General features: G+C 68.7%; 11 protein-coding genes. 8 read left to right on the forward strand and 3 right to left on the reverse strand.

Features of this window, described 5'->3' with window-relative positions; genetic code table 11:
• The coding region (locus VGO20_RS21065) for a P-type ATPase actuator domain-containing protein (RefSeq protein WP_327504349.1) at positions 1 to 1050 on the reverse strand (1050 nt) is incomplete at its 3' end.
• Positions 1051 to 1296: 246 nt separating this feature from the next.
• On the opposite strand from VGO20_RS21065, the gene copM reads away from it, so the two are divergent.
• Together copM and VGO20_RS21075 are read left to right on the forward strand one after the other, a co-directional pair.
• Positions 1297 to 1671: a CopM family metallochaperone gene (gene copM / locus VGO20_RS21070; protein ID WP_327504350.1), complete on the forward strand. Its 375-nt coding sequence runs from the start codon at positions 1297 to 1299 to the stop codon at positions 1669 to 1671.
• A 143-nt stretch (positions 1672 to 1814) separates the two neighbouring features.
• Entirely contained in the window at positions 1815 to 1991 is a 177-nt protein-coding gene (locus tag VGO20_RS21075) for a hypothetical protein (protein WP_327504351.1), read from the forward strand.
• A 24-nt stretch (positions 1992 to 2015) separates the two neighbouring features.
• Here the strand turns inward: VGO20_RS21075 and VGO20_RS21080 are convergent, their stop codons facing one another.
• Positions 2016 to 2234: a hypothetical protein gene (locus tag VGO20_RS21080; protein WP_327504352.1), complete on the reverse strand. Its 219-nt coding sequence runs from the start codon at positions 2232 to 2234 to the stop codon at positions 2016 to 2018.
• A 280-nt stretch (positions 2235 to 2514) separates the two neighbouring features.
• Positions 2515 to 3309, reverse strand: a complete 795-nt coding sequence (locus VGO20_RS21085; RefSeq protein ID WP_327504353.1) for an AraC family transcriptional regulator — start codon at positions 3307 to 3309, stop codon at positions 2515 to 2517.
• Positions 3310 to 3606: 297 nt separating this feature from the next.
• On the opposite strand from VGO20_RS21085, the gene VGO20_RS21090 reads away from it, so the two are divergent.
• The 6 genes from VGO20_RS21090 to VGO20_RS21115 form a co-directional block, all read left to right on the forward strand.
• Positions 3607 to 5133 (forward strand): AMP-binding protein, encoded by a 1527-nt coding sequence (locus VGO20_RS21090; RefSeq protein WP_327504354.1) that lies wholly within the window; start codon positions 3607 to 3609, stop codon positions 5131 to 5133.
• Between the two features lie 39 nt (positions 5134 to 5172).
• On the forward strand, positions 5173 to 5949 hold the full coding sequence (locus VGO20_RS21095; protein WP_327504355.1) for an enoyl-CoA hydratase/isomerase family protein: 777 nt from the start codon (positions 5173 to 5175) through the stop codon (positions 5947 to 5949).
• A gap of 66 nt (positions 5950 to 6015) precedes the next feature.
• The gene (locus VGO20_RS21100) at positions 6016 to 6711 is read left to right on the forward strand and encodes a glutathione S-transferase N-terminal domain-containing protein (RefSeq protein WP_327504356.1); all 696 of its coding nucleotides are present in this window, start codon (positions 6016 to 6018) and stop codon (positions 6709 to 6711) included.
• 30 nt (positions 6712 to 6741) lie between these two features.
• Positions 6742 to 7209 carry a VOC family protein gene (locus VGO20_RS21105; RefSeq protein WP_327504357.1) on the forward strand — a complete coding sequence of 156 codons (468 nt, stop codon included), beginning with the start codon at positions 6742 to 6744 and terminating at the stop codon, positions 7207 to 7209.
• Positions 7206 to 7703: a TRAP transporter small permease gene (locus VGO20_RS21110; RefSeq protein WP_327504358.1), complete on the forward strand. Its 498-nt coding sequence runs from the start codon at positions 7206 to 7208 to the stop codon at positions 7701 to 7703. Before VGO20_RS21105 ends, VGO20_RS21110 begins: the two co-directional genes overlap by 4 nt.
• Positions 7700 to 8110 (forward strand): TRAP transporter large permease subunit (locus VGO20_RS21115; RefSeq protein ID WP_327504359.1); only part of this gene is annotated, 411 nt, incomplete at its 3' end. The genes VGO20_RS21110 and VGO20_RS21115, both read left to right, overlap by 4 nt.

The following is an 8110-nucleotide window of genomic DNA, read 5'->3' on the forward strand; positions in this document are numbered from 1 at the left end:
GACGATCGGGACGAACCAGCCGGACACCACGTCGGCGAGGCGCTGGATCGGCGCCCGGCTGCGCTGGGCTTCGGCGACCATGGCCACGATGCGCGCGAGCATGGTGTCCGAGCCGACCTTCTCGGCCCGGATCACCAGCGCCCCGGTCTGGTTCACCGTGCCGCCGACCACCTTCGCGCCGGGCTCCTTGCCGGCCGGCATGGACTCCCCGGTCACCATGGACTCGTCCACCGCGCTGCGGCCCTCCAGGACCTCGCCGTCCACCGGCACGCCCTCGCCGGGCCGCACGCGCAGGCGGTCGCCGACCTGCACCGCGTCGAGCGGCACCTCCTCGTCCTCGCCGCCCTGGGGAGGAAGGCGCCGGGCCGTCCTGGGGGCGAGGTTCAGCAGCGCCCGGACGGCGCCGCCGGTCCGCTCGCGCGCGCGGAGTTCGAGCACCTGGCCGAGCAGCACCAGCACCGTGATCACGGCGGCGGCCTCGTAGTAGACGGAGACCAGCCCCTCGGCGTTGCGGAAGCCCGGAGGGAAGATGCCGGGCAGGAAGGTCGCGACGAGGCTGAACGCGTAGGCGACGCCGACGCCGAGCGCGATCAGGCTGAACATGTTGAGGCTGCGCCGGCGCAAGGAGTGCCAGCCGCGCTCCAGCAGCGGCCACCCCGCCCACAGGACGACGGGCGTGGCCAGCAGGAACTGGAGCCACAGGGAGAGCCACGCAGGGATCAGCGCGTGCAGGCCGAGCCCGGGAACGTGCGCGCCCATCTCCAGGACGACCAGCGGCACCGCCAGCGCCGCGCCGATCGCGAAGCGCCGGGTCATGTCCGCGAGTTCCGGGTTCGGCCCGCCCTCGACGCCGGCCGTGACCGGTTCCAGGGCCATGCCGCAGATCGGGCAGGTACCCGGCCCCTCCTGGCGGATCTGGGGGTGCATCGGGCAGGTGTAGATCTCCCCCTGCCCCGCCTCCCGCCCGGGGTCCGTCATCCGGCCTTCGTGCCCGGAATGATGATGGTGGTGGTGGTCGTGAGGCGCGTGCCCCCGGTGCGGCTCGGCCATTGCCCTTCCTTTCCTTCATCCGCTCCGTCGCCGGCGTCGATATCCGGCGACGCGGTCGAGGTTCATCCTTCCAGCGATGGGAAGGTCAAGGCGAATCCGCGGTCGGCCGGAGCCGCCGGACGGGTTGCGCAATGGCATGGACGCCGGGGGTGCCTACATTGATCGAGATCAAGGCGCCACGCCCCCGCCTCCTCCCATGAATACCGGAGAAGGCCTGCGGCCCGTCAGCCAATCCTGGAGATTCAGATGAGATTGCCATTCGTCGCTGCCGCCATGCTGGCCGCCCTGCTCGCGGCCGCCTCGCCGGGATGGGCGCAGACAGCCCCAGGCGGTCATGAGGGACACGCCGCGCCGGCTTCGTCCTCGCCCGTCGTCCGCGAGTTCGAGGCGGCCGGCGACCGCATGCACCGGGACATGGGCCTCCGGCTCACCGGCGATGCCGACCGGGACTTCGCCCAGGCGATGATCCCCCACCACCAGGGCGCCATCGACATGGCGCGCATCGTGCTCGAGCACGGCCGTGACCCGGAGCTCCGGGACCTCGCGCAGGGCGTGATCGAGGCCCAGGAGAAGGAGATCGAGCAGCTGCGCGACTGGCTCGCCCGCAACCCGGGGAACTGATGCGGCTTCCGGCAGGCGCGCGAACCGCTACGCGGGGTCCCCGAGGCCGTCCCCGATGCTCAGCAGGAGATCTTCCGGGCGGTAGGGCTTCGGAGCTGACGCCGACGGCAGCCTTCCTGCGCGACGGCGGGCGCGACGCCCGTATGCTGGCGGCACTGGTCGTCCACCAGATGCTGAAGAACCACCAGGGCGGCCAGCCCGTCGCCGTGGCCATGCTGGGGCCGGACGGCGCCGGCTACATCGACGTGGACGATCGCGGCGGGGCGGCCGGGCTGTCCGTGCAGGCCGCCGGCGACGCGGCGCAGCAGGCGTCGCGCTGACGCCCGCCTGGGCCGCAGGCGGTCTCAGGACTCCTCGTGCAGCATCGCCTGGTAGATCTTCCAGACGGTCTCGACGCTGACCTGGCCGGCGCGCGCGCCGGCGGTCAGCATCGCGGCACTCGGCTTCACCGGCACGGTGGTCAGGCCGGCCTCGCCGAGCGCCTGGACCGTCTCGAGCGCATAATCCATCGCCTTGCTGGTGCTGCGGCGTTCCTGGGGCATCGTGTTCATGGCCGTGTCCATCGTTCTCTCCGCGGGTGCTCCGGTTCCGTCCCGACGCAAGGGGGATGCCAGATTCCGAATCCTCCATGCTTGCGGACGCAGCCGGCCATGCGCGACCGAAGAAACCGTTGCATGCAGTGCAATTTTCCGCCGAATCCCCGGCATATGGAATCCATCCGGCCGGCCGCCGGGCAACAACCCCAACCAGGGATCGGCACTTCGTTCGCAAATTGAAGAAACCAGGATGCGAAGTCCGTTGCAGAATGCGAAAGCGGCATGGGATCGAATTCCCTGCCTTCCGTCACTGCAGGCGGTCGGCCCTGTGCATGGAGCCGTATTGTCCCGGCGTGACGCCGAAGACCTTCTTGAACACCCGCGCCATGTGGGACTGGTCCGAGAAGCCGCATGCCCCGGCGGCATCGATCAGCCTGACGCGCGACCTGAGCAGGCGCGCCACCTCGTTGGCCCGCTGCTGCAGCCTCCAGGTATGCGGGCAGATCCCGAAGTTCTTCTTGAAGCTCCGGATCAGGGCGAACGGCGACATGCCGACCTCGTTCGCGACCTGGTCGAGCGAGATGCCGTCGAAGATCGTGTCGGCCAGTATCTTTCTTGCCTGCTCGGCCCTGTCGTCCGATGACCGCCTGCTGCGCGGCTGGGGCGCCAGCATGTCGAGGTTGTTCGACAGCCAGCCGAGGAACGACCGGAACCGGTCGCCGCGCTCGCCATTGGGCCCGTCGACCTCCGAGCGGTAGTGGATGTCGAGGAAGAGCGAGCCGGCCGGGTTGCCGGCGTCGTGGACGGGCCTGAGGAACTGCATGCCCTCTATGTCGGCCGGGGACATCCGCGAGAAGCCGGCGAGCGTCTCCGGCCGCAGATGGACGCTGCGCATCTTCCAGCCGGCCCCGTCCACGGGCCGCGCGGCATGGACCTGGTGCGCGCCGATCGTCACGAACTGGCCCTTGTCCACCCGGTAGCTCGTCCCGTCGATGTCGATCCGCACCGTCCCGCCGGTGACCAGGATGAACGTCAGGACGTCATGGGAATGCGCCATGAACTCGTGATCGTACCGGCTGTGGAACAGCACCGCGTCGGGCATGTCGGACGCATGCCAGCACGTCCTCGTGGACGGCCCCGAGACAGAAGCTCCACGCCCCAATTCCCGCCCTCCCGCGCCGTGCGACGCCAGCCGCGACGCAACCATTCCAATGCTACCTTACTTTCAGCCGGAATATCTTGGACGAAATTGCGCCGGATGACGGCCGGCGTTGCGCAGTATCGTCCAAGACGCTGATTATCGGCTCGGGTCTAATCCCATATCGAACCGGGCCGGGTCCCGGGGCGGATTCGCGAGGAACGGCCAGCAATGGATCGGCCAGCAATGGATCGGCCAGCAATGGATCGGAGCGTCAAAGCCACGGATTGGATCGCACATCACGCGATCCTCACGCCTTCGAAGCCCGCCTGCGTCGACTTGGCATCGGCCAGGCGACGCAGCTACGGCGAATTCAATGCGCGGATATCGGCCCTGGCCGGTTTCCTGCGCACGACGCTCGAGCTCGAGGACGGGGCGCGGGTCCTGGTGCTGTCGAAGAACGACATCGACGTGTTCGAGATCCAGTTCGCCTGCCAGCGCGCCGGACTGATCTTCGTCCCGGTGAACTGGCGGCTGGCGGAACGGGAGATCGACTTCATCGCGCGCGACAGCGCCGCCAGCGTCCTCTTCCACGGTTCGGAGTTCGGCGAGGTCGCCGAAAGCTTGCGCGACCGAGGGGTCGTGCCGCATCTCGTCGAGATGAGGTGCGGCCGGCCGAGCGCATACGAGACCTGCATCGCGACGTCGACGCCGCTGGCCAAGAACGTGGAGCGGGACGACACCGACTGCTGGGCGCTGATCTACACGTCGGGGACCACCGGCCATCCCAAGGGCGCCATGATCAGCTACCGGATGGCGCTCTACAACGCCATCGGCCTGTGCGCCGCCTTCGACATCGACGGATCGAGCCATGGCCTGGTGATGCTGCCGACCTTCCACACCGGCGGCCTGAACGTGTTCGCCAATCCGATCTTCCATCGGGGCGGCACCAACGTCGTGATGCGCGATTTCGAGCCCGGCGCGGCGATCGCCGCCGTCACGGCGGCCGGCAGCCGCATCACGCACATGATGGCGGTGCCGACCATGCATGCGATGCTGGCCGCCGAGCCGGGTTTCGACGGGCTGGCCGCGAGCCGGTTGCGCGCCATAGCAGTCGCCGGTGCCAGCTGCCCCACGGCGACCATCGACGCCTACGAGCGGATCGGCCTGCAGCTGCGCCAGTGCTGGGGGATGACGGAAGCGGGGCCGCTAGGCATCCTGATGCCGCCCCACAACCCCGCGGACAAGCGCGGCTCGTCCGGCCTGCCCGGCCTGTTCCTCGAGGCCGCGATCGCGGCGGCCGACGGATGTCGTGCGCCCGACGGCGAGATCGGCGAACTGATCGTCAGGGGACCCGTCGTCACCCACGGCTATTGGCGGCGCGAGGACGCCAACGAGCAGTCCTTCGACGCGTCCGGCTGGTTCCGCACCGGGGACGCCGCCTATCGGGACGAAGACGGCTACTACTACGTCGTCGACCGCTGGAAGGACATGTACATATCCGGCGGCGAGAACGTCTATCCGGCCGAAATCGAGCGCGTGCTCCATCTCGCCGAGAGCGTCGCCGACTGCGCCGTGGTCGGCAGGCCCGACGGGAAATGGGGCGAGGTCGGCCGCGCCTTCATCGTCGCCAAGGACCGGTCCGCCATCGCTGAGGCGGACTTGGCGGCCCACTGCGGGCGGCACCTCGCGCGCTACAAGATCCCGAAGGAATTCGTCTTCGTCGACGCGCTGCCGCGCAACGCCTCCGGCAAGATCCTCAAGCAGAAACTGCGCGAGGCACCGTAACGCGCGACGTACGCGCCGCGTTCGAGAAAGGAAATCCCCATGAACCACGTCTCCTATTGCCTAGCCGGAGCGGTCGGACGCATCGAGATGCACCGCCCGCCGGCGAACAGCTACGAAATCTCCTTCATGCGCGACCTGGACGCGGCCATCACGAAGGCCGAGGACGACGCCGGCTGCCGGGTCGTGGTGGTCGGGAGCGCCCTGCCGGGATTCTTCTGCGGCGGGGCGGACATCAAGCAGTTCGGGGCGAACGAACCACGCGAGAACATCGAGATGATCACGCTGGCCCACGAGACGCTGAGCCGGCCGGCGAGGAGCGGGAAGATCTATATCGCCGAGATGTCGGGCCATGCGCTGGGCGGCGGCCTCGAAATCGCGCTCGCCTGCGACTTCCGGTTCGCCGCCAGGGGGAACTTCAGGTTCGGCCTGCCGGAAGTGAAGCTCGGCATCCTTCCCGGCAACGGCGGCACCCAGCGGCTTTCGGCGCTCGTCGGCCCGAACAAGGCTCTGGAGCTGATGGTCACCGGCGCCACGCTGGCGCCCGAGGAGGCGCTTGCGCTCGGCATCGTCAACCGCCTGTACGAGGCGGACGCGCTGGCGTCCGAGACGCGGAGCTTCGCCGAGGAACTGGCAGGTGCTGCGACCCTGGCGATCGGCAGGATCAAGCGCACCCTCCATGACGGCCATGCGCCCGCCCTCCAGGCCGGCATGGCCGCCGAACGCCGCTACATCGCCGAGCTGTTCGTCTCCTCCGATGCGAGGGAGGGCTTCGCCGCGTTCGTCGAGCGGCGCAAGCCGCAGTTCTCGGGAACGTAGCGCCCCGCAATATCGTCCAAGAAGTCCCGCAACCCGGGAGCTAACATCCCGTCACGGGAGAAAAAAATGAGCCTCACGCTGTACACCTGGGCGACGCCGAACGGCCACAAGCCACAGATACTTCTGGAGGAGCTGGGCGTCCCCTATGAGGTGCGCCCGGTCAACATATTCGAGGGCGAGCAGTTCACCGACGAGTACCGTCGCGTGAACCCGAACCGGCGCATACCGGCCCTCGTCGATGCGACCGATCCGGACCGGCCGCCGCTACGCGTGTTCGAATCCGGCGCCATCCTGCTGCACCTCGCCGAGAAGTACGGCCGCTTCATCCCGGCCGACGCGCATGGCCGGTCCACCGCGTTCCAGTGGCTGATGTGGCAGATGGCCGGCCTCGGCCCGATGCTGGGCCAGGGCCAGCATTTCTGGACCTACGCCAAGGAGAAGCATCCCTATTCGATCGACCGCTACACGAAGGAAGGCGAACGGCTGCTGTCCGTGATGGAAAGCCATCTGGCCGAACACGAGTTCCTGGCCGACGAGTACTCGATTGCCGACATCGCCTGCTTCCCCTGGGTGCGCATCCACAAGCTCGCCAATCTGAGCCTCGACGAGCTGCCCCATCTCCGGCGCTGGTACGGCGCCATCCGCAAGCGCCCGGCCGTGGAACGGGGCCTCAACATACTGCGCGACCACCTGACCGGGGTCCCCGATACCGGGCGGGCCCACGACGTCATGTTCGGCGAGACCCAGTTCCGCAAGAGATAACTCCCGTTCGGCAATGAAAGGCGGCAGACCTTGGCCAGCGTCAACGGCATCGCGCACACCATCCTCACGGTCTCGAGCTTCGATGAGGCGCGCCGGTTCTATGCGCCCCTTATGGAGTTCTTCGGGATGGAGAAGGTCTTCGACGGCGACGATTTCGTGTACTGGGTCGGCGGGCGCACGGCGCTCGGCATCCAGCCCTGCGACGAGGCCTACAACGCCGAACGCTTCGTGCAGCGCCGCGTCGGGCTCCACCACCTGTGCTTCCGGGCCAGGGAGCGTGCCGACATCGACCGGACGGCGGAGCTCCTGAAGAAGATGGGGGCGACGATCATACGCGGCCCGACCGAGGGCGCCTGGGCGCCCGGCTACTACTACGTCCTGTTCGAGGACCCCGACGGCATCCGGCTGGAAATCAACCACGTGCCCGGCCAGGGCGTGCTGGCGGAGGACACCGCCTTCGACCCGAGCGACGATTTCCAGGCCGGGAAGCAGCCGTGACGCGCTGGCCGACCCGCCTCGCGAACGTCCAGCTGTTCCTGTCGGGCGCCGGCATCGTGCTGATGATGGTCAACATCTCGCTCGACGTGCTGGGTACCGGCCTGTTCGGCGTGGGCGTTCCCGTGACCATCGAGCTCGTCACCTACTACTACATGATCATGGCCGTCTTCCTGCCCCTGGCGGCCGTCGAGGCGAAGCGCGAGTACCTGATCGTCGACCTGTTCATGGACAGGGCGCCGGAGGGGCTGCGCCGCTGCTCCGAGATGCTGCGCGCGCTCGCCACGGCCGCGGTCTTCGCGCTCCTGTCCTGGCTGACCCTCATGAGCGCCCTGAAATCGTACCGCACGGGCGAGCTCGTGCTCAGCGCGCTGACCGTCCATGTCTGGCCGGCGCGGTTCATCCTGCCGGCGGCGTTCGCAGCCGCCGCCCTGGTCGCGGCGGGCGACCTTCTCGCCCTCGTGCGGCAGCCGGGGCGGCGGGAGCAGGAACCATGAGCAACGTCGCGATCGGGCTCATCGTCACCGGCGGCGTCTTCCTGGGTATCGCCGCCCGTATCCCGATCGGCATCGCGCTCGTGCTCGGCAGCCTGGCCGGGCTGACATGGCTCAGCGGCCTCAAGGTGGCGCTGTCGCTGACCACCGCCGTCCCTTTCGAGTTCGCCGGGGAATGGAGCCTGAGCGCCATCCCGATGTTCCTGCTGATGGGATACGTCGCCTCCAACACGGGCCTTGCCAACGGCCTGTTCGAGGCGCTGCGCGTGGCGCTGCGCGGCGTCCCCGGCGGCATGGCGTCCTCGACGGTCGTCGCGTCGGCGGTCTTCGCCTCGGCGTCGGGATCGAGCGTCGCGACCTCCGCCGCGATGGCCAGGATCGCCGTGCCGGGAATGCTGGCGGCCGGCTAC

Origin of the sequence: Arenibaculum sp., assembly GCF_035998295.1 — a bacterium.
GTDB lineage: Bacteria > Pseudomonadota > Alphaproteobacteria > Azospirillales > Azospirillaceae > DASYHS01.

What these genes read in the sequence shown, in the direction of transcription:
- copM (WP_327504350.1), top strand. Translation starts at nt 1,297, where the DNA reads ATGAGATTGCCATTCGTCGCTGCCGCCATGCTGGCCGCCCTGCTCGCG.
- VGO20_RS21075 (WP_327504351.1), top strand. Translation starts at nt 1,815, where the DNA reads ATGCTGGCGGCACTGGTCGTCCACCAGATGCTGAAGAACCACCAGGGC.
- VGO20_RS21080 (WP_327504352.1), bottom strand. Translation starts at nt 2,234, where the DNA reads ATGGACACGGCCATGAACACGATGCCCCAGGAACGCCGCAGCACCAGC.
- VGO20_RS21085 (WP_327504353.1), bottom strand. Translation starts at nt 3,309, where the DNA reads ATGCCCGACGCGGTGCTGTTCCACAGCCGGTACGATCACGAGTTCATG.
- VGO20_RS21090 (WP_327504354.1), top strand. Translation starts at nt 3,607, where the DNA reads ATGGATCGGAGCGTCAAAGCCACGGATTGGATCGCACATCACGCGATC.
- VGO20_RS21095 (WP_327504355.1), top strand. Translation starts at nt 5,173, where the DNA reads ATGAACCACGTCTCCTATTGCCTAGCCGGAGCGGTCGGACGCATCGAG.
- VGO20_RS21100 (WP_327504356.1), top strand. Translation starts at nt 6,016, where the DNA reads ATGAGCCTCACGCTGTACACCTGGGCGACGCCGAACGGCCACAAGCCA.